General features: G+C 70.5%; 26 protein-coding genes. 7 read left to right on the top strand and 19 right to left on the bottom strand.

Annotated elements, in window-relative coordinates; all coding sequences use genetic code 11:
* Positions 1-170: 170 nt before the first annotated feature.
* From AB0D14_RS31240 to AB0D14_RS31200, 9 genes are all read right to left on the bottom strand, one after another.
* The gene (locus AB0D14_RS31240) at positions 171-866 is read right to left on the bottom strand and encodes a hypothetical protein (protein WP_362785863.1); all 696 of its coding nucleotides are present in this window, start codon (positions 864-866) and stop codon (positions 171-173) included.
* A 140-nt stretch (positions 867-1006) separates the two neighbouring features.
* Entirely contained in the window at positions 1007-2941 is a 1935-nt protein-coding gene (locus AB0D14_RS31235; protein ID WP_362785861.1) for a DUF2264 domain-containing protein, read from the bottom strand.
* Positions 2938-3969, bottom strand: a complete 1032-nt coding sequence (locus tag AB0D14_RS31230) for a hydroxyacid dehydrogenase (RefSeq protein ID WP_362785859.1) — start codon at positions 3967-3969, stop codon at positions 2938-2940. The genes AB0D14_RS31235 and AB0D14_RS31230 overlap by 4 nt, the downstream gene beginning before the upstream one ends.
* Positions 3966-4829 (bottom strand): carbohydrate ABC transporter permease, encoded by an 864-nt coding sequence (locus AB0D14_RS31225; protein WP_362785858.1) that lies wholly within the window; start codon positions 4827-4829, stop codon positions 3966-3968. The genes AB0D14_RS31230 and AB0D14_RS31225 overlap by 4 nt, the downstream gene beginning before the upstream one ends.
* On the bottom strand, positions 4826-5812 hold the full coding sequence (locus AB0D14_RS31220) for a sugar ABC transporter permease (RefSeq protein WP_362785856.1): 987 nt from the start codon (positions 5810-5812) through the stop codon (positions 4826-4828). The genes AB0D14_RS31225 and AB0D14_RS31220 overlap by 4 nt, the downstream gene beginning before the upstream one ends.
* Before the next feature lie 26 nt (positions 5813-5838).
* The gene (locus tag AB0D14_RS31215) at positions 5839-7170 is read right to left on the bottom strand and encodes an extracellular solute-binding protein (protein WP_362785854.1); all 1332 of its coding nucleotides are present in this window, start codon (positions 7168-7170) and stop codon (positions 5839-5841) included.
* A gap of 127 nt (positions 7171-7297) precedes the next feature.
* Complete coding sequence (locus AB0D14_RS31210; RefSeq protein WP_362785853.1) at positions 7298-8446, bottom strand: substrate-binding domain-containing protein; 1149 nt, start codon at positions 8444-8446, stop codon at positions 7298-7300.
* A 73-nt stretch (positions 8447-8519) separates the two neighbouring features.
* Positions 8520-8855 carry a hypothetical protein gene (locus AB0D14_RS31205; protein ID WP_362785851.1) on the bottom strand — a complete coding sequence of 112 codons (336 nt, stop codon included), beginning with the start codon at positions 8853-8855 and terminating at the stop codon, positions 8520-8522.
* A gap of 214 nt (positions 8856-9069) precedes the next feature.
* Positions 9070-10605, bottom strand: coding sequence for an amidohydrolase family protein (locus AB0D14_RS31200; protein ID WP_362785849.1), 1536 nt, complete (start codon positions 10603-10605; stop codon positions 9070-9072).
* A 330-nt stretch (positions 10606-10935) separates the two neighbouring features.
* On the opposite strand from AB0D14_RS31200, the gene AB0D14_RS31195 reads away from it, so the two are divergent.
* Complete coding sequence (locus AB0D14_RS31195) at positions 10936-11928, top strand: ScbA/BarX family gamma-butyrolactone biosynthesis protein (protein ID WP_362785847.1); 993 nt, start codon at positions 10936-10938, stop codon at positions 11926-11928.
* A 56-nt stretch (positions 11929-11984) separates the two neighbouring features.
* Here AB0D14_RS31195 and AB0D14_RS31190 read toward each other — a convergent pair whose 3' ends face one another.
* Positions 11985-12839, bottom strand: coding sequence for an SDR family oxidoreductase (locus AB0D14_RS31190; protein WP_362785845.1), 855 nt, complete (start codon positions 12837-12839; stop codon positions 11985-11987).
* 206 nt (positions 12840-13045) lie between these two features.
* Between AB0D14_RS31190 and AB0D14_RS31185 the strand changes: the two genes are divergently transcribed.
* A complete protein-coding gene (locus AB0D14_RS31185) occupies positions 13046-13687 on the top strand; it encodes a ScbR family autoregulator-binding transcription factor (RefSeq protein ID WP_362785843.1) in 642 nt (213 codons plus the stop codon).
* Positions 13688-13754: 67 nt separating this feature from the next.
* Here AB0D14_RS31185 and AB0D14_RS31180 read toward each other — a convergent pair whose 3' ends face one another.
* Entirely contained in the window at positions 13755-15263 is a 1509-nt protein-coding gene (locus tag AB0D14_RS31180) for an FAD-dependent monooxygenase (protein WP_362785841.1), read from the bottom strand.
* Positions 15264-15526: 263 nt separating this feature from the next.
* On the opposite strand from AB0D14_RS31180, the gene AB0D14_RS31175 reads away from it, so the two are divergent.
* Entirely contained in the window at positions 15527-16195 is a 669-nt protein-coding gene (locus tag AB0D14_RS31175) for a ScbR family autoregulator-binding transcription factor (RefSeq protein WP_362785839.1), read from the top strand.
* A gap of 99 nt (positions 16196-16294) precedes the next feature.
* Here AB0D14_RS31175 and AB0D14_RS31170 read toward each other — a convergent pair whose 3' ends face one another.
* The 5 genes from AB0D14_RS31170 to AB0D14_RS31150 all read right to left on the bottom strand — a co-directional run bounded on the left by AB0D14_RS31170 (position 16295) and on the right by AB0D14_RS31150 (position 21306).
* Positions 16295-16942: a ScbR family autoregulator-binding transcription factor gene (locus AB0D14_RS31170; protein ID WP_362785837.1), complete on the bottom strand. Its 648-nt coding sequence runs from the start codon at positions 16940-16942 to the stop codon at positions 16295-16297.
* Positions 16943-17113: 171 nt separating this feature from the next.
* Positions 17114-17731, bottom strand: a complete 618-nt coding sequence (locus tag AB0D14_RS31165; RefSeq protein ID WP_362785836.1) for a hypothetical protein — start codon at positions 17729-17731, stop codon at positions 17114-17116.
* 55 nt (positions 17732-17786) lie between these two features.
* Complete coding sequence (locus tag AB0D14_RS31160) at positions 17787-18935, bottom strand: ABC transporter permease (RefSeq protein ID WP_362785983.1); 1149 nt, start codon at positions 18933-18935, stop codon at positions 17787-17789.
* A gap of 131 nt (positions 18936-19066) precedes the next feature.
* Positions 19067-19918: an ABC transporter ATP-binding protein gene (locus AB0D14_RS31155; RefSeq protein WP_362785834.1), complete on the bottom strand. Its 852-nt coding sequence runs from the start codon at positions 19916-19918 to the stop codon at positions 19067-19069.
* Positions 19915-21306 (bottom strand): peptidoglycan-binding protein, encoded by a 1392-nt coding sequence (locus AB0D14_RS31150; RefSeq protein ID WP_362785832.1) that lies wholly within the window; start codon positions 21304-21306, stop codon positions 19915-19917. The genes AB0D14_RS31155 and AB0D14_RS31150 overlap by 4 nt, the downstream gene beginning before the upstream one ends.
* An 81-nt stretch (positions 21307-21387) precedes the next feature.
* Here AB0D14_RS31150 and AB0D14_RS31145 point away from each other — a divergent pair, with 81 nt between their 5' ends.
* The 3 genes from AB0D14_RS31145 to AB0D14_RS31135 are packed head-to-tail and all read left to right on the top strand — an operon-like array spanning position 21388 to position 24154.
* Positions 21388-22158, top strand: a complete 771-nt coding sequence (locus AB0D14_RS31145) for a response regulator transcription factor (protein ID WP_362785831.1) — start codon at positions 21388-21390, stop codon at positions 22156-22158.
* Complete coding sequence (locus AB0D14_RS31140; RefSeq protein WP_362785981.1) at positions 22155-24023, top strand: HAMP domain-containing sensor histidine kinase; 1869 nt, start codon at positions 22155-22157, stop codon at positions 24021-24023. The genes AB0D14_RS31145 and AB0D14_RS31140 overlap by 4 nt, the downstream gene beginning before the upstream one ends.
* The gene (locus AB0D14_RS31135; protein ID WP_362785829.1) at positions 24020-24154 is read left to right on the top strand and encodes a hypothetical protein; all 135 of its coding nucleotides are present in this window, start codon (positions 24020-24022) and stop codon (positions 24152-24154) included. Before AB0D14_RS31140 ends, AB0D14_RS31135 begins: the two co-directional genes overlap by 4 nt.
* 333 nt (positions 24155-24487) lie before the next feature.
* Here AB0D14_RS31135 and AB0D14_RS31130 read toward each other — a convergent pair whose 3' ends face one another.
* Positions 24488-24985, bottom strand: a complete 498-nt coding sequence (locus AB0D14_RS31130; protein ID WP_362785827.1) for a peptidylprolyl isomerase — start codon at positions 24983-24985, stop codon at positions 24488-24490.
* 159 nt (positions 24986-25144) lie between these two features.
* Positions 25145-25273: an LPFR motif small protein gene (locus AB0D14_RS31125; protein ID WP_362785826.1), complete on the bottom strand. Its 129-nt coding sequence runs from the start codon at positions 25271-25273 to the stop codon at positions 25145-25147.
* A 199-nt stretch (positions 25274-25472) separates the two neighbouring features.
* On the opposite strand from AB0D14_RS31125, the gene AB0D14_RS31120 reads away from it, so the two are divergent.
* Positions 25473-25796, top strand: a complete 324-nt coding sequence (locus AB0D14_RS31120; protein WP_362785824.1) for a hypothetical protein — start codon at positions 25473-25475, stop codon at positions 25794-25796.
* Here the strand turns inward: AB0D14_RS31120 and AB0D14_RS31115 are convergent.
* Positions 25789-26298 carry an FCD domain-containing protein gene (locus AB0D14_RS31115; protein WP_362785822.1) on the bottom strand — a complete coding sequence of 170 codons (510 nt, stop codon included), beginning with the start codon at positions 26296-26298 and terminating at the stop codon, positions 25789-25791. The genes AB0D14_RS31120 and AB0D14_RS31115 overlap by 8 nt on opposite strands.
* Positions 26299-26399: the final 101 nt, after the last annotated feature.

Here is a 26399-nt window from a genome sequence, read left to right as displayed (position 1 = left end):
CTACAGACAACGACATCGCCACCGCCGACGCGGCAGCCCGGGCCTGTGACCGAGCCGGAGCAGGCTTGACCAGGGACGAATGGCGCATTCACATCCGCGACATCCCCAACGGAGTGATCTGCTGACCGGGCGTTGAGTCCGTGGAGCGGAGTCGAGAAACCCGGCGGGATCTACGGCGGCCCGGGCGCGGGCAGCTCGTGCAGGCGCACGCCCTCCGCCCAGTGTTCGAGCGCGGAGCCGTCGAGCAGCCAGGTCCTTCCCTGGCGCCGCGCCCATCGGACGTCGCGCGCCCGGAACGTGCCCCGGTGCACGACCAGTTGAAAGCTCGATTGCGCGGCGCCCCGGTGCGCGAGGGGATGCGGGAGATCCTCGTCGGGCAGGGGCTCTGCCACCGGCCGGAAGACCACATTGAGTTGCCGGCCGTCCGCGTCCCGCGCCCAGAGCCGTGGCCGGTCCGGCGCCGGCAGCAGCCGTACCCGCCATCCGTCCCTCCGCAACATCCGCGCAACGGCCAACGCGAGCCCCTGTACATCGAGTTCGTGCAGTTCATCCGTGGTGTAGTAGCCGCGCCGACGACGCGCTCCCGGGCGTCGGCGCCGGATCTCCACCGCGACGACAAGGGCCAGGAGGACGACGCCGGCGACCGGGGCGACGATTCCGGCGGCGCGATACCCCGCGGCCAGGCCGGCGACGGTCGCGCACACGATCACCACCGCACCGGCGAGGCCGGGCAGCACGTCACGGAACCTGGGCCCGTAGCGGCCCTGGGCTCGCAGGCGGCGTACGGCCTGCCGTCTGCTCGACCAGGCGGTCCGGGAGGACCGGGACGCCCCGGACGGCCCGGAAGGGCTGGACGTCCACGACACGCGTGCCACAGTGCCAGCCCCCCAACGCCGCTGTTCGCGTCCTTACTGGAGGAATACCCAGCGTGCGGCCCCATGCCGCGAAGGACGGGGGCAATCCAGCCACGCACCCCGGCGCACGGAAGCGTCGGACGGCGCGTGAGCTATGAGGGTTCTACGCTCGTTTCGTGCGTCACCCCAACCGGGTCGAACGAGATCCGCGTGCACGCGCCGTCCTCAGCCCAGACCACCTCGACGCCGGTGTCGTGGGCCAGCACGCGCGTGACGGCCTCCGGGAGCGGAGCCGGTGGAGCCGGTGGAGACAGCGGACCGGGGCCCGGTTCGCCGGTGAGGGCGGCCAGGCACACATACAGGGAGGTGCCGTCAGCCCTGCCGGCGAGACGGGGCATCTCGGCCCACGGCACGAAGGCGGTGCCCTGCGGAGCACGGACCGTCTCCGGCTCGGAACTCCAGCCGTGCAGACCGTGCAACGCCGAGATCAAGGGCTCCTGAGGGCCGGTGGCCCACCCGGTGTGGGAGAGGTGCGCCCCAGGAGGCGCCCCCACCACGCGGTGCACCCGCAGTTCGTACGGTCCCCGCGCCACCGTCACGCTTTCCACCCGCAGCCCCGGAACCATCGGCGGGCCGTCGGCGAAGACGGGCAGGTGCCACGACGCCGCCCATCCCCACCCGTCGCCGTGTCCCGCGCCGAGCGGGTGGATGCGGCGCCGCACACTGTGCCGGCCGTTGACCTCCACCGACAGATGGTTGTCCGCGATGTTCCCGGACGCGGTCGGGCCGGTCCGGGTCGAGTAGGCCTGCCGACCGTAGTGCGGGTCGTCCCCGGCCGCCGACTCCGCTTCGTGCGGCCGCACATGGTCGCTGCCGTGGTTGTGCAGCCGTACGATCCCGTCGTCGCGTGTCGCCTGTACGAGCAGCCCGGGTGCCGCCAGCGCCAGCACACGGTCGGCCTCCTCCACCGGCGCGGGCTCCTCCGTCGCGGTCCACAGTGGGTGGTCGGCGGGCGCGAGAAGCGCGACGAACGCCTTCGACGCCCAGTAGGGCGAGGCAGGGCCGGAGTACGACTGCAGGGTGGCCTCGTGCCGGCCGTACCAGCCCAGGCTCAGCAGACCGTCGTCGGTCAGCGCCCCGCGATCGAGGAAGTGGCGCAGGCTTCCGCTGGCCAGCCGGCGCGAGGCGCCCGGCGTCAGCGGCGTGTGCCCGGTCAGCGCGCCCAGCCCCACGGCCGCGGAGGCGGCGAAGCGGTACGCGAGCGACCGGCCGAAGTGCAGGGGCGCCCCGTCCGCGCCGAACAGCAGCCCGAAGCCGTCGAGGTGCTCGCGCAGCCGGTCGCCGTACCGGGCGGCGAGCACCGTGTCTCCGGAGAGATGAGCGTCGAGCACCGGGTACAGGTGCAGCGCCCAGCCGTTGTAGTGGTCGAAGGCGCGCCCGTCCCCGTCGGCGTACCAGCCCTCGCCCCGGTACCAGCCTTCCATCAGGTCAAGGGCCCGCTGCCGCGCGGCGGCCGTCTCGGCGTCGCCGCGTCCCACCGACTCCAGGAAGCCGGCGACCGTGTACGGGAAGAGGTACCAGTTGTTCGGTGCGGGCACGTGGCGCAGTGCCCCGCGCAGCCATTCCTCCACCCGGTCCTGGACGCCGGCGTCGAGATGCTTCCAGAGCCAGGGCGCGGTCAGGCGCAGGCCGAGCGCGACCGATGCCGACTCGACCATGGGCTGGCCCTGGACGTCGTGGTCGAGGATCAGCGGCCAGGACTCGGCGTCGTCACGGCCGGGGGAACGGGTGCCCGAGGCCAGGCCCTGCGCGTAGCGCTCCAGCCAGCCGTGCGGATCGTCGCCACCGGCGCCCGCGACCCGGAAGCCCGCCGCGAGGAACGTCCGGGCGAAGCCCTCAAGACCGTCGGAGCGCACTCCCGAGCGGGAAGGCCGTCCCGGCAGGTCGAGCAGGGCACAGCCTGGCGTGCTCCAGCGCCACGCGGCTGCCAGGAGCCCGTCCGCGACGGCCTCCCAGTGACCCCGGGTGTAACCGGTGTACGGGCTCGACGCACGGTCCTCAGGGGGGAGTTCGAACGGGATGCTCATGCCAGGAACGCCAGCCTTTCGCGTCGTACGGGGTGGACGAAGCCGCTACCGGACGCCCAGCGGGCGGTCTCGGCGAGGGCGAGGTCGGCCAGGCGACGCCATTCGTTGCCCTCGGAACCTGCCAGATGAGGGGTGATCAGCGCGTTCTCGCAGTCCCACAGCGGGTGGTCCGCCGGGAGCGCCTCGGGATCGGTGACGTCCAGCACGGCCCGGATCCGTCCTGCCAGGACGGCGTCCGTGAGCGCCGCCTGGTCGACGACGGCTCCGCGGGAGGTGTTGATGAGCATGGCGCCGGCCGGCATCGCGTCGATCAGGGAGCGGCCGACCAGGCCCCGGGTGGTGGGCAGCAGCGGGGTGTGCACGCTGACGGTGTCGCAGCGCGCGAACAGCTCCGGCAGTCCGACGTGCTCGACACCGAGTTCGGCGGCGTCCGCGGCACTGACGTAGGGGTCGTGGAGCAGGATCTCGATGTCGTGCGGGCGCAGCAGCTCGATGACCCGGCGGCCGATCAGCGACGCCGACAGGATGCCGACGGTGCTGCGGTAGTTGCCGGTGCTGCGCGCAGTGCGCAGCCAGTTGTCCCGCGTCCGCGACACCCGGAAGCCGCGGGCGCGCTCCAGGACCCGCTTGCCGGCGAGCAGGATCATGGCGATGGTGTACTCGGCGACCGGCAGGGCGTTGGCCGCGGCGGCCGAGGAGACCTCGATCCCGCGCTCCCAGCACGCTTCCGTGACATGCCCGCGTACGCTGCCCGCGGTGTGCACGACGGCCCGCAGCCGTGGCGCCGCACGCAGCACCTCCTCGTCCAGTACCGGGCAGCCCCAGCCGGTGACCAGCAGGTCGACGTCGGCCAGCAGCGACCTCGCCCGCGGTGTCGACAGGTCGTCCAGTACCGGGGGAGGGGCGAGGTCGCAGATCTGGCGGAACGCGTCGAGCGACGAGGGGTCGAGGACGGCCGCGGCGGCGTCCTGGGACATGGCCACGGCGGCACGGGGGCGGAAGCCGGGGCCGGGGGTTCGCGGCGTCACTTGACGGCTCCGGCGGTCAGTCCGCTGCGCCAGAATCGCTGGAGCAGTACGAAGGCGAGGATGAGGGGCAGCACGGCGAGCAACGACCCCATGATCACCACGGGGTAGTACTCGGGAGATACGGACGCCGAACTGTTCCACTGGTACAGACCGAGGCTGACGGGATACAGGTCCTGGTCGGACAGCATCACCATGGGCAGGAAGAAGTTGTTCCAGATCGCCGTCAGCTGGAACAGGAAGACGGTGATCAGGCCGGGGCCGAGCATCCGCAAGCTGACCCGGACGTACGTGGTCAACTCGCCCGCTCCGTCCACCCGCGCCGCCTCCAGCACTTCGTCAGGCACGTAACCGCGGCTGAAGATGCGGCCGAGATAGACACCGAAGGGATTGAACAGCACCGGGATGAACACCGCCCAGAAGGTGTTGACCAGACCGGCCTCGGAGGCCATCAGGTACAGGGGCAGCGCGAGGACCGTCTGCGGCACCATGACGGCCGCCAGCACCAGGCCGAACAGCTTCTCCTTGTGGCGGAAGCGGTACTTGTCGAAGGCGTAGCCGCAGGCGATGCTCAGCAGCGCGCCGATCGCGGCGCCGAGCACCGCGTACAGCAGGCTGTTGAGGTACCAGCGGCCGTACAGCCCGCCGTCCATGGCGAACAGGTCCTTGAGGTTGCGTACGAACGAGAAGTCGCTCAGGGACAGCAGGTCGCTGCTGAACAGCGCGTCCCGGTCCTTGGCGGAGGCCAGCACCAGCCACAGCACGGGCAGCAGGGTGTAGAGGACGGAGACCGCCACAACCACGTTGGCCGTCGCCCGCCCGATCAGACGGGGGCGGAGCAGGGAACTGTCGGTGGTGCTCATCGGGCCTCCTCGGCGTCGGCGCGGCTGGTGAAGCGGGTGACGCCGTAGGACAGGGCGATGGAGCATGCCAGCAGGACCACCGAGGCGGCGGCTGCCAGGCCGTAGTTGTTGCGAGTGAAGGCGGCGTCGTAGATGTACATGCTCGGCGAGAAGCGGGAGCTGATCATGGGGGAGGACTGGCTGAGCAGCATCGGTTCGGTGAAGAGCTGGAGCGCCCAGATCAGGGTGAAGATCGCCACCATGACGATCGAGCCGCGCACCAGCGGGGTCTTGATGTGGAGCGCCGTGCGCACGGGCCCCGCGCCGTCGACCACCGACGCCTCGATCACCTCGCGGGGTACGGCCTGCAGAGCGGCGTAGAAGACCACCATGTTGTAGCCGAGGTTGCTCCACAGGGCGATGTTCACGATGGACGGGATGACGGTGTGTATGCCGAGGAAGTCGATCGTGATGTCCGCGCGGGCGAACAGGTCGATCACCGGACTGATGCCGGGGGTGTACAGGTACAGCCAGATCAGGGCGGCGATGATGCCGGGCACGGCGTGCGGCAGGAAGAGAGCGAGCTGGGCGAAGGCGCGCAGCCGGACCACCCCGGAGTCCAGCAGCAGAGCCAGGGCGAGCGAGCCGACGACCATGAGCGGGATGTAGATCAGACAGTAGAGCGCGACCGTACCGAGCCCGCCGAGGAATGTGGGGTCGGTCAGGACGGCCGCGTAACTGCGCAGTCCGACGAAGACGGTGTTCTCAGGACCGAAACCGAGACCGGGCTGGTCGTCGCTGTAGAAGCTGAGGTAGACGGCTGTGCCGACGGGAATGAGGAAGATGGTGGTCAGCAGGGCGAAGAACGGGGCCATGAGGACGGCGCAGGCGCCGAGTTGGCGGCGTTTGGCGGCCCGGCGGGCACGCAGGCCGGCGTCGGAGAGGGCCGGACCGCCGGTGGGGGACGAGTCGGTCGGTACCCGGGGTTGGGCGGTGGTGGTCATACGGTGTCACCTGCCTTCTCGTCGGCTCACGTGGTGCGCTGGGTGGTGGACAGACCCAGGGCCTTCAGGTCGGGCATGGTGCCCGCCTGCGCCGTACGCAGGGACTCGGTCAGCGATCCCTGGCCGCCGCCGACACGGGCGAAGGAGTCCTGCATGACCCTCTGGGTGGCGCTCATCCGTGGTCCCCACAGCCAGCCGTCACCGATCTTCTCCGCCTCCTCGTCGAACAGGCCGTAGATGTCCTGCCCGCCGTAGTACGACCGGTCGAAGGCCTTGCGGCCCACGGCGACCAGATCGGGGGCGGCCGGATACTGGCTGCTGGTGCCGCTGGAGAGGCGGGCACGCAGGGCGTCGGGGTGGGAGACCTGCCACTCGATGAATTCCATCGCGGCCTCGGGACGGGGGCAGTCCTTGGTGACGGCGAAGGTGGAGCCGCCGTGTGTGCCCACGGAAGGGCTGCCGGTGTCCCACTGAGGGAGTGGGGCGATCCGCCACTTTCCCTTCTGCTCGGGGCGCGCGTTCATCTGGGCGCCACCGTCCCACGCCCCGCTGAGCCGGGCGAGAACCAGCCCGTTGCCGATCTGCGCGTCGGACTGCCTGCTCTCGACCGCGTTCACGAACACGTCGTCCCGGTCGATGAGCCGCTGCCAGTAATCCGCGACGCGCCGGGAGGGAGCGTCGGCGAGGGAGACGTTCCAGGCACCCCGGGAGGTGTCGAACCACTGGGCGCCGGCCTGCCAGGCGTAGGCGGCGAACTGCGTCATCCCGTCGGTGGGGAACAGCACGAGCCGCCGGTCCGAGGACTTGCGGTGGACGACGGCGGCCTGCTCGGCGAACTCGTCCCAGGTGCCCGCGACCTGGAGTCCGTACTCGTCGAACAGATCGGCGCGGTAGTGCATCACCATGGGCTCGACGTCCAGCGGAATGCTGAACACCCGCTCTTCGAACGTGGTCAGCTTGAGTGCCTGAGGCAGCAGTTTGCGGCGCAGGGCGTCACTGACCAGGTCGGTGATGTCACGGGCGACTCCGTCGATGGCGAACCCCGGCACCTGCGGATACTCGATGGTCGCAACGTCGGGTGCGTTGCCCGCCCGGGCGGCGTTGCTGAGCTTGGCGTAGCCGCCCTTCGCGCCGGAGGGGATCTGCTGGAAGTCGACCTGCACGTTGTTGTGCGTGCGGTTGAAGGCATCGACCACCTCCTGGCTGCCGCGCAGGGCGGACCAGAAGGTGATGCGTGTCGTGCGGCCCGTGCCGGCCGACGAGGCACCGTTCTCCCCGCTGCAGGCGCTCGCGGCTCCTGTCAGCGGCACGGCGGCCATCGCGGCCAGTACGGACCGACGCTGGGGTCGTCCGGGCATGGCGCCTCCCGCGGCTCCTGCATGTCCGCGAGTTTGCGGACACGACTGTTCGGGACACGGGGAATCCTCAACGCTTTGCCTGAAACGGTCAATAGATCGATCAGAGGAAAAACAAACGCTCAAACGGTCATTCGTGGGGAGCGAGTTTCCGGGCGGCGGCATCGGCCATGCCGTCGTCGTCCCGTGCGACGGTGCCGGCCGCACGCCGCGTGGAGCCACGCACCATGAGTCGCGGGAGCAACTCGACGCGGCGTGCGGGTCGCTCGCGGCCCTCCCGGAGACGTTGCACAAGCAGCTGGGCGGCTGTTCGGCCGACCTCCGCCTTGGGCGGGGACACGGCTGTCAGGGGAGACGTGGCGAGCGCGGCCACCACGTCGTCGTACGCCACGACCGAGCAGTCCTCGGGCACCCGCACCCCGTCGTCCGCCAGCCGCTGAACGACCATCAGCGCGTCCACGTCGCTGTGCAGCACCATCGCGGTCGCCCGCACCCTGCGCATCAGCCGCGGCAGGTCCGCCGTCTCGTCCGCGGTGTACGGCCCTTCACGCCCCGCCTGCGGTGAGGTCAGCGCCCATGCCCACGCCTCCAGCAGCGGATGCGCCCCGGCGATGCCCGTGAAGGCGGCCCGCAGCGTGCGTGCGGTCGGACTGTCCTCCCGGGTCGCGAACAGGATCCGCCGATGACCGAGTCCCGTCAGATGCTCCACGGCCAGGTGCGCGCCGTACCAGTGGTCGGAGCGCACCGAGTCCAGGGCGTGTGCCGCGCTGCCCTGCCGCGGCCGGCGCTCCATGAGCACGGTGGGCAGCTCCAGCGCGGCGAGCCAGCCGTAGTCGGCCTCCTCCGCCGCCAGGGTGTGCCATCGGGGCGCGAGCAGCAGACCACGGGCGCCGTCGGCCAGGGCCCGCTCCACCAGCGGGCGTTCGGCGCCGGCCACCTGGGGGGCGATGTGCAGCGCCATGCGCATCCCGGCCTCCTCCAGTGCCGTGCGGGCGCCGTGCAGCGTTTCGGTCAGGTACGAGTGCCGTTCCGGCACCACGACGGCCACCCGCTCCCCGCCGGAGAGGTCGCCCGGCGGGATCTCCTGGGCCGGCAGCGTCGAACGGACCACGCCGTGCCCGCGACGCAGCCTGCCTTCGCGCGTCAGCTCCTCCACGTCCCGGCGCACCGTCACCACCGAGACCTGCAACTCGTCGGCGAGATCCCGAACCCTCGCGGTCCCACGGGCTTGGACCGCCGCCAGAATCCGCTGGCGCCTGCGATCGACCGGCTCCCGCACCTTGTTCCCCCACCCCGTAATGTTCGTTTGAGCGATTCAGGCCATCATAACGATCGCCGCGCTCCGCCGGCGTTCAAACCGGCGTGCAGCCCGTTGCGCCGAGGACCGTCGTCCCGTTGGCGCCCCCCGCGGGACTCGGCCTCGCGCTGATGTTCTTGCAGGTCCAGCCGCCGGTGCCGTGGAGATACCGGACCCTTCCGGGCCCGTCGTACGTGGTGGGCGCCCCGCAGACATAGCCCTCCAGGGAATCGTCGGCAAAAAGGCGGATCATCTGGCAGTCGAACGTCCGCCCGTCGTCGGCCCGTGTGGTGTCGGAGGCCCATGCGGTACCGGAGAACAGCAGGCCTCCGCCGGTGAGGGCAACAGCACCGAGCAGGGACGCAGCCTTCGTGATCGACGACACGTGCATGGGGAACCCTTCGTGCAGGAGGGGGCGGTCCGTTCAGGGACCGGGACACGGGATGTGCCGTGCACTTTTCCTACCGGCAACAGGATCCCGCCACGCCTCATGGCGGCAGCGCCACCCGCACGGTCCTGCAAGTCCCACTCGTCCGCAGAGGTCCTGGCCGGGTCCGGGACCGGCGAGGAAGCGACTGACCGCGGACCCCTCGGGCTGTCCGACCTCAGGCGCGGCGCGTGCCGCCGTGACACGCGCAGCCCGCGCCCATGGGGAGCACACCGGTCGCCGGCCGGTTGCCGGCCGCTGCCTCGATCTCGGCGAGCATCCGCGCTCGTGCGGGCGGATCGATCAACTGCCCGCGTACGAACACGCTGTTGATGCGGGTCGTGTTGCGGATGTCCAGCAGCGGGTCGGCGTCCAGCAACACCAGGTCGGCGACGTTGCCGCGGGCGACCGCACCCGCGTCGCGGTGGCCGAGATGGCGGGCCGGCTCCAGGGTGGCGGCGCCCAGTGCCTGCGCCGGGCTCAGCCCGGCAAGCACCAGCTGCTCCAGCTCGTCGTGCAGGCTGAACCCGGGCATCAGGTACGCGGTGCCCAGGTCGGTGCCGGTCATCAGCGGGACGCCGGCCTCGGCCAGCGCGCCGGCCAGCCGCGTCCGCAGTCCGATGAGCTCGCGCCGCTCCTTGCTCTCCCGGGGGGTACGCCCCTTGAGGTAGATGTTCTGCGTCGCCCACTGCCAGTAGGCCAGGGTGTCCGCGCTGACGTACTTGAACCGCGGATCGTCGTGCGCGATGTCCTGCGGCACGTCGGCGGTGCGGTGCATGACCAGGGTCGGCGTCACCGGGGTGCCGTTGCGGGCCAGCCGTTCGAAAACCCGGCCCGCTTTGTGCTGGTCGTAGCTGCGCGCGGCGGCGTACTCCAGCGGGTGCAGCGTGGTGAACCAGCCGGCGTAGTCGCCGCCGTCGATGTGTGTGCGGGCGATCTCCCGGCGCAGTCGCCGCTCGTCGTGGGAGGTGTCGTACCAGAACTCGAAGAGGTGCTCGATGCTGCCCAGCCCGGCGTCGCTGGCCTCGGTGACCGGGACCAGGTCGGGCACATGCCCGAGGAACGGTATCCCCAGCCGGCGCGACTCGGTCGCGATCGCGTGGAATGCCGCGCGGCTCAACCGGGTGTACGTCTTGATGAACTCGGCGCCGGCCTGCCGCTGCCGGCGCACGGCGGCGCGGGCCTGCGGGGCGTCGGCCACCGCGACGTACGGGGCGCCGAGTCCCTCCCACAGCGACGGCGAGCCGTCCACGATGGCGCTGCCGACGGTCCATCGCGGGCCCAGCCGGGTGCCCGCCTCGATCTCCTTGCGCCAGCCGCGGACGGTCTCGCTGGAGGACATCTGGCGGGTGGTGGTGACGCCGTTCACCACGTACATCTCGGGGTCGGTGGGGTCGATCTCGGTGGCGTGGGTGTGCATGTCGGCCAGCCCCGGGATGAGGAACCCACCGCGTCCGTCGACCACCCGCGCCCCGTCCGGGACGGGCGTGCGGCGGAGATGGCCGGCGGCCAGGACGCGGCCGCCGCGCACGAGCACGTTCTGGTCGCGGCGCGCGCCGCCGACCGCGTCGATCACGCTCACCCCGGTGACAGCGATGAGCCCCGCGCCCCCGGACCCCGGCGTCGCGCTCGCCGGTTCCCACCGGGTGATGCCCGCCGCCGTGCCGGCTGCCGCCGCGGCCAGCACGGACCGTCGAGAAACTGTTCCGGTCATGTTCGCACTCCCTGGTCAGAACAACCCGTCAGCGACCACCCTCGCCGCCGGGCGGCTTGGAGACAGGAGTGCTGGACCCCGGATCCGGGGTGGTGGAAAGAACACCTGGCGGTAACGGTTCGCGTTCTGTACGGGAGCGGCGCCCGGATCGCGGTGGCCGCCGGGCCCGGTGCTGCTGACGGTCACTCAACGAGGGGTGACAGAGTCGGGCGATTCCTCTTCTTCTCTCTGGACGGGAATGGCTAGAAATTAAACCGGCTGGTATGTATCTTCGGTTCGGTGAGAGGCGCGACGATCTCTCACCATCCACGCCGCGACTCTGGGGGACTCATGTCAACGGACGCGTTCCGGTACGCAGCACCGACCGGCCGCCTGCCCCACGGAATCACGAACGTTGCACCCAACCTGTCCCGTTATGCCTCACTCACCACCACCGTGCCCAAGGAGTTGGTCCACCGCGCCGCCGTCGCGGAGGTCCTCCTCACCGGCTGGGAACGACTGGACGACACTCTCTTCGCGGTTGCGGCCCAGTGGCCGCGGAGTCACAGCTTCTTCACTCCGGTCAACGGGACTCACTACGATCCGTTAATGGTGGCTGAAACAATCCGTCAAGTCGGTTCTCTGATTGCCCATGCCGAATTCGATGTCCCCCTCGGCCATCAGTTCCTGATGCGGGATCTCGAGGTGGCCGTACACCCTCAGCACCTGCGGGTCGAGGGCATACCGGCGTCCCTGGACATCGAGATCACTTACACCGACGTGAAACAGCGCCGCCACGGCCACGCCGGGGCCCACTACGAGACGGTCATCCGCCGTGCCGGACACGTCGTCGCCGTAGGCAGCGCCACCTACACGTGTGTCACCCCCGAGATCTACCAGAGGGTCCGCGGCAGGTCCGGCGAATGCGGCCAGCTCCAGCTCACCGCGCCGGTCTCACCGCAGAGCGTGGGACGTATGTCGCCCATGGACGTCGTCCTGTCCCCCCTTGAGGAAGCAGCCGACCGCTGGCAGTTGAGAGTGGACGCGCGGCACCCGGTGCTGTTCGACCACCCCGTGGACCACGTGCCGGGCATGGTGCTGATCGAGGCCGCCCGGCAGGCCGCCACGGCTGTCCTCAACCAGTCGTCCATGAGTAAGAACCCGTTCCTGCCGACCCGTATCGTCAGTGAGTTCCAGCGGTACGCCGAACTCGACAGCCCGTGCGTCGTCGAGGCGCAGCCCGTCCCGGCCGGCCCGGACGAGGGCCTGGTGCTGGTGACCGGCTCCCAGAACGGCGAACCTCTCTTCCGCACCACCGTCGCATGCTCCAGCGTGGACCTGTGAGGCAATGCCGGCCAGTGCCTTCACCGGGGTCCGGCATTCACCGGACATCCGGCTTTTCACCGGGTGTCCGGCGCGAAGGCGCTCGCGTGGTCCTGGGCCCAGGTGCGAAACGATCGGGGCGCGCGGCCCGTCACCTCGCGGACCGTGTCCAGTACCTGCGCCTTGGCCCCCGCCTGCTGGCGCAGTGCGCTGCGCAGCAATGCCTCGGCCACCGGCTCGGAATGACTCCGGAGCAGTGAGATACGGGCCTGGGCCGGGTCCAGTTCCTCGAACCGCAACGGCCGCCCCAGGACTTGCCCGAGCTGTTCCGCCTGCTCGTGAGCCGTGAGGGGCTGCGGTCCTGTCAGCGTGTAGGCGCGCCCGGCATGGCCGCTTTCGGTGAGCGCGCGCACCGCGACGTCGGCGATGTCACGCGGATCCACGCAGGCGTTGGGGGAGCGCCCGTACAGCGCCCGCACCAAACTCTCGGACCGCACGAGGGACGCCCACGACAGGGCGTTGGACATGAAGGACCGCGGCCGCAGCAGTGTCCACGCGAGCCCGGAGGAGAGCAGCAGGTCCTCGCCGGCGCGCTGCCAACGGGTGATGAGGTCGTCCGCCCGCTCGTCGACGACAGCGGCCGCAGAAATCTTCACCACCTGCTCCACTCCCGCCCGGCAGGCGGACCGGATGAACAGGGCATCGTCGTCGCCCGCCACCCGGTTCGTCACCAGCAGGGCTCTGCGCACGCCCCGCAGCGCCCGCCGCAGGCTGTCCTGGTCGCCGTAGTCGCCCTGGACCACCTCCACGCCAGGGCGCGAGACGGTGACGCGGGCCGGGTTCCTGGCCAGGACCCGCACGGCGCCACCGGTGGGCAACCGGTCGAGCACCAGGCCCCCCACCGTGCCTGACGCTCCTGTGATGAGGATCATCGGCCCTCCTGCTCCTGCCTGCGGGCCGACGGTGAATCCGACGACTCGGTCATGTTTTCTCCCCGGGAATGAGGTCTCCTGGCGGCCTGGCGTGGCCGCACCCGTTTTAAGATACGTACTTGACGGTTTGCTGAAGGGGCCTCCGAGACTCCGAGACCTCAAGACTCAGTGATTCGGACTCAGTGACTCTGTGGACGAGGGGAACAGTGGTAAAGCAAGATCGGGCCATTCGTACGCGCCGGACCATCCTGGCGGCTGCCGCGAAGGTGTTCGAGGAGCGCGGATACCAAGCGGCCACCATCACCGAGATCCTCGCCTCCGCCGGTGTGACGAAGGGGGCCCTGTACTTTCACTTCGAGTCCAAGGAGCACTTGGCGCAAGGTGTCCTGGCGGAACAGGACCAGCGTCTGACCGTTCCGTCCCGGATCTGCAAGGTCCAGGAAATCGTCGACACCGTCGCCCTGCACGCCTACCGCCTGCAGACCGATCCGATGGTCCGGGCGGGAGTGCGTCTGTCGCTCGACCAGCAGGCCACCGGCCTCGACCGCAGCGGGCCCTTCCTGCGCTGGAGCGAGATCATGCTCCACTTCCTGGATCAGGCGCAGGCGCAGGGCGAGCTGTTGCCCCAGGTGAACACGTCCGATACGGCTGACGTCCTGGTGGGTTCCTTCGCCGGCGTCCAGGCCATGTCGCAGATCGTCAGCGGCTACCAGGATCTGGGGCATCGGGCCTCCCAGCTGATGCGCCACATCCTGCCCAACGTGGCGCTCTCCTCGGTACTCGCCACCGTGGACCTCTCCAGTACCCGCGGCGCCCTGGTGTTCGCCGAGCGGGACGGGGAGCGGTGAAGCGCAGCCTGGTGGCCGCCCGGAACCGGCGGCAGGCCCGTCCCGCCGGTCGGCTCCACCGGACCGGTCATCTCACGGGGCGCACGTCGCCCTGCGCCGGCCCGGCCAGGTACGCGGACAGCGTCTCGTCCAGGCTTCCGCCGTCCGAGGCCCACGCGATATAGCCGTCGGGCCGTACGAGCAGAGCGGAGCAGGGCACCGAGGCCACCGGTTCGGCCCGCACCACCCGCAGCAGGTGTGCCCACTCCTGCGCTGCCTTCTCGTGCTGTTCGCAGCAGTCGGCGCCGAACAGCAGGAGGAGCATCCGGCCCTCCCGCAGCAGCGTGATCACGTCCGTCGGCCCCGACCGCGTGGTGAGCGCGATGTTGTGCAGGAACCTTCCCTCCCATGACGAAGAGCTCGCGGAGCGGGCCGGGAGCACCGTGTCCTGCGCACTGATCATGGCACCGAGGTGGGCGCCGCCCCGGTCCTCGGCCAGCAGCCCCTGGAACAGGGAGCGCAGTGAGTCGAGTCGGGCTTCCGGATGCATCAGCGACACCTGGGCGCGGACGTTGTCGATGACGCGTTCGGCGGCGGGCCGGCGTTCGGCGTCGTACGAGTCCAGAAGACTCCCGCTCGCGGTGCCCCGCACGGTCGACGCCAGTTTCCAGGCCAGGTTGAGGGCGTCCAGCAGCCCGGTGCTCAGGCCTTGACCGCCGATCGGGAAATGCACATGGGCGGCGTCTCCGACCAGCAGGAGGCGCCCGTCCCGGTACCTCCGTGCCAGCCGTGCGTAGTCGCTGAACCGGCTCAACCAGCGCGGCGCGCTCATGCCGATCTCCCGCCCCATGATCTGCGACGTCTCCCGCCGCAGTTCGTCCAGCGCCAGCGGCAGGCCGCGGTCCGTATGGGTCTGCGCGAAGTTGAGCGTGCGGATGTGCATGCCTTCCCCGGAAGCGTCCTTGGCGACGACCCAGCCGCGCGGCGTACGGTGCCACCCCGCCTGCAGCGCCCCGCTGTCGTCCAGGCGGACCAGGCCCATCATCGCGGAAACGGTGGCCGGAAAGGTGTCGCAGAGCATGCCCGCCTGCTCGCGCACGGAGCTGCGCGCACCGTCGGCGCCCACCACGTAGGCGGCCTCGTACACGGACGTTCCGTGCGGGCCCTCGGCCACCACCCGTACTCCGTCCGGTTCCTGGCGCAGCTCGGTCATGCGGTGTTCCCGGAGTACCCGCACCCCTCGCGAGCGGGCCCGGCCCTCGAAGAGCCGTTCGAGATCGGCCTGCACTCGTTTCAATACGGGCTCGGGTTCGGCCGCCGGCGCGCTGATGTGCAGCCCCGGAAGGCCGGCGAAGTGGAACGGGCTGCTGACGGTGCCTGCCGCGGATGAGGCATCCGGCGCGGGAACGTACCCTCGCCGGGCCAGCGACTGCGTCGTGCGGGCGTGGAGCGTGGTGGCCTTGGGCCTCTCGGAGGTGGCGGCCTCCTGCTCGAGGACCCATGTGTCCACGCCGTAACCGCCCAGTTCGGCGGCGAGCAGCATACCGACCGGACCTCCTCCGACCACGACCACATCCGTACGTATCGGGCGCACCATCCGGGACTCCTCATCTCGCTGAGCGGCTCAAAATATACCGGATAACCGGTTTCTTCGTGGTGGGAGTCAGCTCAGTACCCGGGCGCATCCCCACCGCCCGACCGCTTGTCTGACCGCCATAGGGAGGATCGGGGGCGTTGGATCGTTGAAAACCAGGAGAGCGGTTTGTTAATGTGTGAGGTGTGGGGTGTGAGGCGAGCGATGCGGAGCTCCGGCTCCGACCTCCCGCACCTCCGCATCCCAGCAGCGACGGAAGTGCCCAAATGGCCCAGCAGGAGCGCGCGCTGCGCACGCGAGGCGCGCTGATCGAGTCCGCCGCCGAGATGTTCGACCAGCACGGCTTCACTCTGTCGTCCCTCTCCGCGATCAGTTCCCGTGCCGAAGTGAGCAACGGAACCCTTCACTTCCACTTCGCCAGCAAGGCAGCCCTGGCGGAGGCGGTCGGGGCGGCGGCGGCGCAACGGCTGGACCGGATCACGGGCAAGAGCGCGGGCCACACCCGGGGCGGCGCCCTGCAACTCCTCATCGACGCGACGCACACGCTCGTCCGGGAGCTCGGCCACGACGCGGTCCTGCGGGCCGGTTTCGACCCGCGCCGGAGCCTCAGGCTGTCCGGCGCCTCGGCGGATCCGCGCCGCATGTGGAAGGCCTGGGTGCGGGGCTCGCTCGTCCGGGCCGGCCGGGAAGGCGCCATGGCCCGGGGAGTACCCGCGGACACTGTGGCGGCCACGGTGGTTGCCGCCACGCTCGGGTTCGGGCTGCTGCACGGGCGGAAGACCCCGCACGCGGACCCGCTCGCCACCGTCACCCAGTTCTGGGTACTGCTGCTCCCGAGGCTCGCGGTGGACACGGTCCTCGACGATCTGGTGGCCTCGGGCACCCGCGCTGAAGTGCACGGGCCCTCCGCTCCGGGGCGCGGTGGGAGTGAGTGACGTGTCCGGGGCGGCATTCCGGTCAGGATCGGTGACACGGCGGGCGGCACCGTCGGCCGGGAACACCGGCCGGGAGCGCCGAAGCCGCCGGTCGAGGCGCTATCCGATGCGGGCTTCGGGGCCTTTCGGGAGGGCGGCCGAACCGCCCGGTTCGAGAGTCCGGAGCGACTCCGGGCGGGCCAGGCACGCCAACAGGAGCCGCCAGAAGGAGGTGAGTGCCGCAGTGGAGAACCATGCCGGGTCCTCCCGGCCGAGCAGTTCGAAGCCGATGGTCGCCGCGACGACGGCGCCGGCCGCCTCGGCCGTCTCGGCGTGCTCGACGAGGAGGCCCTCGGTGGCGGCCTCGGCCAACAGTTGCCGCACGCACACCTGCCACTCCTGACGGAGGTTCCGCCCGGAGGGGCGGGGTGACTCGCAGTTCAGCCGGAAGCCGGCGCGTGTCACGACATCCCGGCGCAATCGGGCCGCCAGGGCGTGCGAGATGTTCGTCAGTCGCTGCAGCGCGTTCCCGCCGAGGCGTTGAGCGCACCAGGCTTCCCTGCGCAGGCTCTCACCGGCCCACTCCTCGACGGTGGCGGCCACCGAGGCCTTGCTCTCGAAGTGGAAGTGCAGGGCACCTGGGCTGACGCCCGCGTTGGCGCTGATGTCGGCCAGCTTCGCCTGAACGTACCCGTGCCGCTCGAACTCCTCAGCCGCAGAGCGGATGAGTGAGCGGCGCGTGCGAACAGCGCGGTCCTGCTGGGTCACTGGTGCTCCTTGAGTAGCGGGCTGCACCCTGAGCTCATAAAACCAGCATAGCGGTTTCTTTTTCTCACGCTGGTGCAGAGGGTGCCCCGCCCGGCGAGAGGGCTGGGTGGCCGGTGAGCCGACCCGGGCGGGGCACCCTCTGCACCAGCAAGACCGGCAGGCAGTGGCTCGTCACTCGTCTTTGTCGCTGAACGCCTCGATGCGGCAGCGCTTTTGGAGTTCTGGCAGGTTGGGCACGTTGACCTCGCCCGAGGGCCAGGAGTACCCCTCGCCGTCGGCCATCGGCTCCACCTTGACGCCGGCCCTGTGCAGGCAGGCGATCTCGGCCCGGAAGTCGTCCATGTAGTGCGGGTTCTTCGCACGGTCCAGCTCGGGCGGATCCAGGGGCTGCTTGGATATGCAGGCCTTGGCGGCCGCGGAGTAGGCGCGGTGGGAATTGTCGGGGACGTTCTTTCCGTCCTTGACGATCTCTTGATTCGGCACCCCGTGGTCATGGACGCAGGCCGACCAGACGTTGAACAAGCGGGTCTCCTCCTCGTCGCTCGTGTCCAGGCGCAGCTGCGGGCGTCCCGCGTCGGGGTCCGGGGTCTTCTTCCCGGACCCTTTTTGGGAAGGAGCGGTGCTCGTGTCGGTGACGGAGGCCACGTCCGTGTCGGAGGTGGTGTCCCCGCCGCACGCGGTGAGGCCGGCGAGCGCGAGGACCGCCATGGCCCGTACGAGCAGGGCCGGCACCCCCCGCCACGTCCGGGACCGGCGCTGGGCTTCGGGCTGGAACTGGTGAAGGTTCATGTCTCCTGCTTTTCTCTGCGGGGGTTTTCTCTGTGGGGGACCCGGACCACGGGCCTCATGCCGAGGCGAGGGCCTCGGTCGGGGACAGGCGTGCGGCGCGCAGGGAGGGGTACAGGCCGGCGATCGCTCCCACCAGGACGGTCCCGGCGACGCCGCCTGCCACCGCGATCGGGGGGATGACCGGGGGCCAGCCCTGGTACGCGGTGTAGGCGAGGGTGGCCAGGACGCCGAGCAGGGTGCCGGCCAGGCCGCCGAGGGTGGACAGGGCGACGGATTCGGTGAGGAACTGCAGCCGGATGTGGCCGCGAGTGGCGCCGAGGGCCCGGCGCAGGCCGATCTCGCGTCGTCGTTCGAGCACCGAGACGACCATGGTGTTGGCCACGCCGACTCCGCCGACCACCAGCGCCACCCCAGCCAGTCCCAGGAAGAGTGCCGAGAAGGTGGTCTGGGCGTCGCGTTTCGCGGCGAGGGCGTCCGAGGGGCGGCTGATCATGATCACGCCTGGCAGGGCGGGATTGACCGTGTCGGGAAGGACGTCCCGCACCGCTTCGATCCGGGGCTCCTCGGCCTTCACGTAGATCACTGTGGGACGGCCGTCGAAGCCCAGTTCGGTGCGGGCGGGCTGCCACGGGACGAGGACGGACCGGTCGATGTCGGGGGACAGCGGGGTCTGCTCCAGGACGCCGATGACGGTGAACCACCGGTCGTCGATGTAGATCTGCGGCGCGGGCCCGCCGGGCGGAACGCTTGGCAGGCCGAGCCGTGCGGCCGCCACCGAGCCGAGCACCGCGGTGGGGAACGCGTCGGACGTCCGGTTGAGGAAACGCCCCGACTGCACACGTGCGTTGATCAGGGACATCAGGTTGTCCTTCGCCGCCAGGACGGTCAGTCCCGCGTAGGTGTCCGGGTCCACCTTGTCCGAGCGGTTGACCACGGCATGTGTGTTGGCAACTGCGCTGACCGCGGTGACGGGACCGATGCGGGCGACCATCGCCACCGACTCCTCGGACAGCAGCACCGGCGGCTTCAGGTCGGGTTGGGCCTGTGCCGTGAGCATGTTGGTACCGAGCGCGGACAGCCGTTCCAGCAGTGCCTTCTGGCTGGACGCGGGGATGGCGGTCACGACGATCATCGTCGCGATGCCCAGCGAGATGCCGAGGGCGGACAGGGCGGCCCGTACCTTGCGGGTACGGATGCCCAGCATCCCCAGAGCGAGGACATCCCGAGGGGGAAGACGCACCGGTCGGATCCGCAGGTCCGCACCACCACCCGGCGGCGCGGACGCGGGAGCGAGCCCGGCGGTGGGCGGGGCAGCGGCGGTTGGGGTACGTCGGCTCACGACTGGGCGTCCAGGGGTTCGAGGTCCAAGCCGGCAGGTCCGAGGTCTTCGCCGACAGATTCGCGGTTCATGCCGGCAGGTCTGACGTCGGTGTCGCCAGGTCCGGGTCCGGGTCCGGGTCCGGTGTCGGGGCCGGTGTCGGGGCCGGAGTCGGCCACTAAGCGTCCGTCGAGGAGTTCCAGCCGTCGGGGCAGCAGGCCGGCGATGGTCCGGTCGTGGGTGATCACCGCGATGGTCGTGCCTTGGCTGTTGAGATCCGACAGCAGCTTCAGCACCGCTTGTCCGTTGACGGTGTCGAGGGCACCGGTGGGCTCGTCGGCCAGGACGAGCGCGGGCCGGTTGACCAGCGCACGGGCGACGGCGACCCGTTGGCGCTCGCCGCCGGACAACTGCTGCGACAGGTGGTGTTCCCGGTGGGTCAACCCGACCTGGGCGAGCGCCTCCCGTGCCATCGGCCGACGAAGGCGGCGCGGCACCCCGCTGTAGAGCAGGCCCGTAGTGACGTTCTCGGTCGCGCTCAGTCCGTCGGTGAGGTGGAAATGCTGGAAGACGAAGCCGAGGTGGCGGCTGCGAAGAGTGGAGATCTGACGGTCGGTGAGGGTCGCCAGGTCCTGACCGGCCAGTTCGACGGTGCCGCTGGTGGCACGGTCGAGGGTGCCCATGATGTTCAGCAACGTGGATTTTCCCGAACCCGACGGGCCGAGTACGGCCACGAACTCGCCTTCACGGATCGTCAGTGACACGTCGTCGAGCGCCGGCACGCCACCATAGACACGGCTGACCCGGTGTACCGCCAGAACCCGGGGCGGTGGCGGGGGCGGGGATGAGGGTGAGGCCGGAGGCGTCATGAAGTGGTCACCACCTTTGTTCCGGCCGTGACCGATCCGCTGATCTCGACCAGGCCCTTGGCGAACAGCCCGGTGGTGACCTTGATCAGCTTCCCGTCCCGGAGCTGCACCGCGTAGCCGCCCTCACTCAGTGCCAGCAACGCACCGACCGGCACGACCAGAACGTCCTTTCTGGTCCGGCCGGTGAATCGCACCTGTACGGGTGCTGAGTCGACGCTGCGGACAGCTGCTGTGCCTTTCCTGCCTTCGTCCAGGACGACGGTGATGGTGCGGGTGGGGTTCGAGCCGGCGTCCCCGCCCTCCTCGGAGCCGGATCTGATCATGGTGCCGACCACGCTGATCCTGCCGGGCAGCGCCGAACCGTCGGGCAGGGTGACTTCGACGGTGTTGCCCTTCCTGAAGGCCGACGAGTCGCCTTCGGAGGCCTGTACGGTGACGCGCTTGCCGGTGCCGGTGACGGACAGCAGTTCGCCCGAAGCGGCGTCGCCGTTCTTCACCTTGAGCTGGGCGACGCGGACCGTGCCCGTGGTCACGACCACATCGCCGGGCTCCAGCACCGAGGTTTCCGGCACTCGGGTGTCCCGCTGCCAACGTTTGATCGCCGCCATCAGCCCCTGGGTCAGCACAGAGTCGCCCGGCTGGACCCGCTGGGGGACGGACGACGCAGCCGGAGAAGGGCTGCCGGAGGCGGCAGGGGAAGAACTGCCGGAAGTGGCCTCGGCGCCCTTCGCCTCTCCAAGCTCTTCCGACTCCTCGGCGCCGCCCGACTTCCTGGCCCCCTCCGACTCCTCAGAACCCGCCGACTCCTGAGCGGCGTCGGGCCGCGACGGGGCAACAAGGGCGCCCGCCGGGGGCTGGACGCCGATGTCGTACCCCAGTGCCCGGAGATTGTCAGCCACCACCCGTACGTCCGGGCCGACCATGCCCACCGTGTCCAGCCGCCGGTACAGCGGGGTGGAGCCGTGGAAGACCACGGCCGGCCGGTTGTCGACCCGGTAGAGCGGGTGGCCGCGGCGGATGGTCGCCCCGACCGCCGGCAGCCAGGTCACCGTCCCGGTCGAGGAGCTGTTGATGGCACGAGGACTGCCGTGGTCGAGCGTCCCGTCCATGGACACCGAGTCCGACAGATCGGTGCGCCGCACCATCGCCGAGCTCACCGACGCGGTCGCGGCCTTCGAGGGCGACCTCGCGGTCTGGGTCCAGTGCGGGACGAGGACGACACCGCCCGCGGCCACCGCGATGACAACTCCCCCCGCGATGAGCGCCGTCCGACGGGCCGAGCGCTGCCGGGCGGCGTCCGGGTTGACGGCGCCGAACTCCTGACCGGGGTCGCTCGGCCGGCGCGAGCCGTACAGGGGCGACCTGACTTTTGACGTGTGGCGCGACATGGCTGACAGCCTGTCGACCGGATATGAAGGTCTGGTCAGGACCGTATGAGTGTCCTGTCCGCAGCACTTACAGTCCCGGCTATGGGTGCGAACGTCCTGGTTGCGGAAGACGACATCAAACAAGCCGAGATCATCGGCCACTACCTCGTGCGGGAGGGGCATGTGGCCCGGCTCGTTCACGACGGCCGCACGGCCCTGGAGGAGATCCGCCGCCGGCCCCCCGATCTGCTGGTGCTGGACGTCATGATGCCCGGCGTCGACGGCCTGGACATATGCCGTGTGCTGCGCGCCGAACCCGCCCACGCGGGCCTCCCGGTGCTCATGCTCACCGCGCGCACGACAGAGGAGGACCTGCTGCTCGCCTTCGACCTGGGCGCGGACGAATACGTCACCAAGCCCTACAGCCCCCGCGAGCTGATGGCCCGCATCCGCAACCTGCTCAGACGAGTGGAGCGACTGGCGGAGGCGGAACAGTCGTCGCGAGCGCGGACGGGCGCGGCGGGGGAGGCCTCCGGTGTGCTCACGGCAGGAGCGATCACGGTCGACCGCAGGCGCCACACGATCACCGTCGACGGCCGGCCGGTGTTGTGCACGGCCGGCGAGTTCGACCTCCTCGCCGCCATGGCCGCCGAGCCGGGACGGGTCTTCACCCGGCGTCAACTGCTCGCCATCAGCCGCGGCACCAACGCCTACATCACCGAGCGCACCGTCGACGTACACGTCCTGAACCTGCGCAAGAAGATCGAGGCCGATCCGGGTTCCCCGGTCCACCTGCTGACGGTCTACAAGGTGGGCTACAAGCTCAACGACCGCACCACGACAGGCACATCCCTGCCCTCGGACAGTTGGTGAACGCCGTCGGCGCGGCCGGGAACAGGCTGCCGGTCCACCGCAGTCTGCTGTTCAGGATGCTCGCTTCCTCACTGCTCATCGTGGTCTGCGCGATCGCGGCCACCGCCTGGCTGGCGGTGCGGACCACCACCGACGCTGTACGGGACCAGCAGGGGCAGGTGCTGGCCGACGACACGATGATCTACCGCACGCTGATGTCGTACGCCGCTTCACATCGCGACTGGCGAGGTGCCGACCCGGTGGTGCGCGACCTCGCCCGCCGAACCGGCAGGCACATCACTGTGACTCCGCAGGACACCCGGCGATCGGTGGTGAGCGGGCCGGCCCGCCCGTCCCGTACGCCCGCCAAGGCGTTCGCCACCATCGACCCGCTGCGTACCGACCCGTTCCTGTCACCGCAGGCAGACGGCAGCAGCATCGACCCTGCCGCGCTGGGCCCCTACACACTTCGGACCTCCGACCGGCAGCGTCTCGACCGCGCGGCGAACGCCGTCGCGAAGTGCCTCACCGGCGTGAGCGTGCCCTTCGAGCGGTCGGTGTCCCCGTCAGGCCGTCCGGTCATCACGCTGTTGCACGGCGTCTCGCTCCAGGAACAGATGCAGGGCGCGAGTCAGCAGCAGTACGGCGCCAAGCGCGCCGACGACTGCGGACTGCTCGAACTGGACGCCCCGACCGCCGGCGAGGACCACGCACTCACCGCTCTCAACGATGTCGTCAACGCGTGCCTGCGTCGCCAGAAACTGCCCAAGGTGAGCCTGGGCCTCGACTTCATGTCGGTCACCGCGGCGCAGAGCACCATCCCGCACGCCGCGCAGAACTGCGTCGACACCGGCCGCCGCGAACAGCTCGCGCCCTACGTCGCCCCTTCGGCGCTGCTCTACGTCAGCGACCCCTCCGGCTCGACGACCGCGCCCTTCGACCTCTCGCCGGCCAACGCGCCGCGGACACTCGTCGTCACCGCGGTGGTCCTGCTGCTCGCCGGGCTGGTCACCGTCGTCACCGGGGTCCATCTGGTCCGCCCGCTGCGAGCCCTGACCAGGGCGGCCCAGGACCGCGACGAGCACCTGCCCCCGGTGCCGGTCGCCCGTAACGACGAGATCGGCCGGCTCACGGCTGCGTTCAACGAACTCTCCGAGCACCGGGCGCGCACCGAACGGCAACGCAAGGTCATGGTCAGCGACATCGCCCACGAGCTGCGTACTCCGCTGAGCACCATCCGCAGCGCCCTCGAAGCGACCCAGGACGGCGTCATCGCGGCGGACCAGCACCTGACGGAGTCCCTCCTGGAAGAGGTCCTGCTGCTTCAGCACGTCATCGACGACCTGCAGGACCTCGCCGCCGCCGACGCGGGGGCCCTCCCGCTGTACGCGGAACAGATCCTGGCCGAGTCCGTTCTACGGCACGTGGCGGCCGCCCACCGGGCCGCGGCGGAGAAGGCGGGGGTCACGCTGCTGGTCCACGGCGCGGGCCGGCTGGAGCTGTGGGCCGATCCGCTGCGGCTGCGGCAGATCGTCGGCAACCTCGTCTCTAACGCCGTCCGCCACACGCCGCCCGGCGGCCGGGTCACCCTCCACGCGCGCAGGGACGATGCCACGGTCGTTGTCGAGGTGACCGACACGGGCACCGGTATCGCGGAGGAGGACCTGCCTTTCGTCTTCGAGCGGTTCTGGCGCGCGGAGAAGTCCCGCAGCCGCAAGACCGGCGGCAGTGGCCTGGGTCTGTCCATCGCCCGGAAACTCACCGAAGCGCACGGCGGCGTGCTGTCGGCTGCCGGCGCGCCCGGACGCGGCGCCACCTTCACCATCAGGCTTCCGCAGAGCGAGGGCGACGGTACCGACGTGCTCGGAAGCGCGTGCGGGCCGTGAACGCGCCCCGCCTCGCCGCGCCGGTGCGCGCCGACGCCCGCTTCGAAGGTGGCCACCCGGAGCAGCCGGAGGCAGGGTGGCGCCGGCTGGTCGTACCCTCGGGCGAGTACGAGGTGACCGCGTCCGGCTGAGGCCGTTCCGCGGCAGCACGTGGCGGCTGCCCACCGGGCCGCGGCGGAGAAGGTGCGGGTCACGCTGCTGCCCGCTCGCCGCTGTCCCGGCGGTCACGATGCACCGTCTGCCACGCGGCCAGGCCGGACGGATCGCCGCCGACCGGGCCCGCGGTGTCGATCGTGCTCCATCGCTCCATCGCTGCGTCGCCCGGCGTGCCCTGCGCCCGCGTAGCCCCCGGGGTGCTGCCCCGGGGGCGGGTGCGTCGGGCCGTGGAGGCCCCGGTCCGAGCGGGCGGATGCGCGGCCGGAACTGCCTGTGGTGAGCCGGCTCCGCCGCCCGGGGTGGAGGCGTTACTTCTCCACGACGCCCGAGGAAGCGATCTCGATCTTCGCGCTGGTGGCACCCGACTGCGAGCCCAGGGACTCGATCTTCCTCACCAGGTCCTGGCCCTCGACGACCTCGCCGAAGACCACGTGCTTGCCGTCCAGCCACGGCGTGAGCACCGTGGTGATGAAGAACTGCGAGCCGTTGGTGTTGCGGCCGGAGTTCGCCATGGAGAGCAGGAACGGCTTGTCGTGCTTGAGCTTGAAGTTCTCGTCGTCGAACTTCCCGCCGTAGATGCTCTTGCCGCCGGTGCCGTCGCCACGGGTGAAGTCGCCGCCCTGGAGCATGAAGTCCGGGATGACACGGTGGAAGCCCGAGCCCTCGTAGCCGAAGCCGTGCTGGCCGGTGGTCAGCTCACGGAAGTTCTGCGCCGTCTTGGGGACGACGTCGTCGTACAGCTTGAAGACGATCCGGCCCGCGGAGGCCCCGTCAATGTTGATGTCGAAGAAAACGTTGGTAGACATAAGGGGATACTGTCACGCCGCCGTGTACTGCCCGGGAGCCACCCCGCTCCGCCCGGCACCGAACGAGCCCGGCAGACGCCGTCCAGACGGACAGGCCCGGCTGGACGGAGGGCCGACCGGGCTTGGCGGTGTCTGCACGTCGATGCACAGACTGGCTTGTCAGTGGTGTCCGTGAGCGGAGCTTGAGGCGCCGCCGAACAGTCGTGCCACGGCCCGGAACGGCAGGGTGACGACGGTGGCGAGGGCGCCGCCGATGGACCGGAGAACATCTGCGATTGCCTGGAACACGGTGGACCTCCGTCCTTCGCCGGCGCGGTGCGCCGGACCTGGCTTGCCGCTGTACGGCCGATCACCAGGCGGGTGCCCGGTGATCAGCTGGGGAAACCGGCTTTGTTCACCGGCTCCCGCCCGGTGCGATGCGGTGCCGCCCTGTTGTCATCCCCCCCCGGGGGTGCCGTCCCATCCGGTGGTGGTCAACCAGTCACCGATGGTGGCGAGACCGGGGTGCAGGGCGCGCATCCAGGGCGAAGGTGCGTTCGACCTCGATCTCGACCAGGACCGCGCCGGAGTCGACCGGGCCAGCTATGGACGTCAGAGCGGCAGCGTCTGCAGCCCGGCCGTACCGTGGCCCGCGCGGGTCTTCCAGTCGACCGGGGCACGGCTCTGTTCCGTGACGACCTGCGGCTTCAAAGACCCCGTCGCGCTGCGCAAACACTTCCACACCCACCTCGGCCTGTCCCCACTGGCCTACCGCCGCGCCCACTGTGCCCCTGTGCCGGTCCGGACAGAGTCGCCCCAGGGGGTCAGGTGACGATGCTGTGGGAGGCCATGTCTGCCAGGGTCCACTCCTCGACCTCGGCGAGATGGACGGCTGCGGCCTCCTGGGCTGCCGCCACGTCGCGTGCGGCCATGGCGTCCAGGATCTCCAGGTGCCGCTTGGTGGAGCCGGCGAGCCGGTGCGGGCCGGTCGCACCGAGGACGCGCAGCCAGTACACGAAGGGTTCGACCGAATCGCGGGCGGAGATGAGCCTGCTGTTGCCGGTACTGGCGATGATCTCGCCGTGGATGCGGGTGTCGCTGGCGAAGAACGGTTCGTAGTCGCCGCGTTCGGCGGCCGCGATGGCCACGACGGCCTCCTCGCGGAGGTCGGCGATCTGCTCCAGCGGCATGGTGCCGGCGGCGACACCGGTGGCGAGCCATTCGAGTCCCTTGCGCAACTGGCAGACCTCGTGCACGTCCTGACGGCTCGGCCGGGTCACGAAGGTGCCCGAGCGGGGGCGTGTCTCGACGAGCCGGTCGTGTTCGAGCCGCACCAGCGTGGGGCGCCCCGGGGTGGGCGGGCCCCCCGACAAACCCCCCCTGGCCCCCCGGGCGAGGCGCGCAACGGGGGCGGACAAACAGGGGGTGATTGGTG

It is taken from the genome of Streptomyces sp. NPDC048484 (genome assembly GCF_040651415.1).
GTDB lineage: Bacteria > Actinomycetota > Actinomycetes > Streptomycetales > Streptomycetaceae > Streptomyces.
Note: the sequence above shows the minus strand (reverse complement) of the source record. Positions and strands in the feature narration are given on the sequence as shown.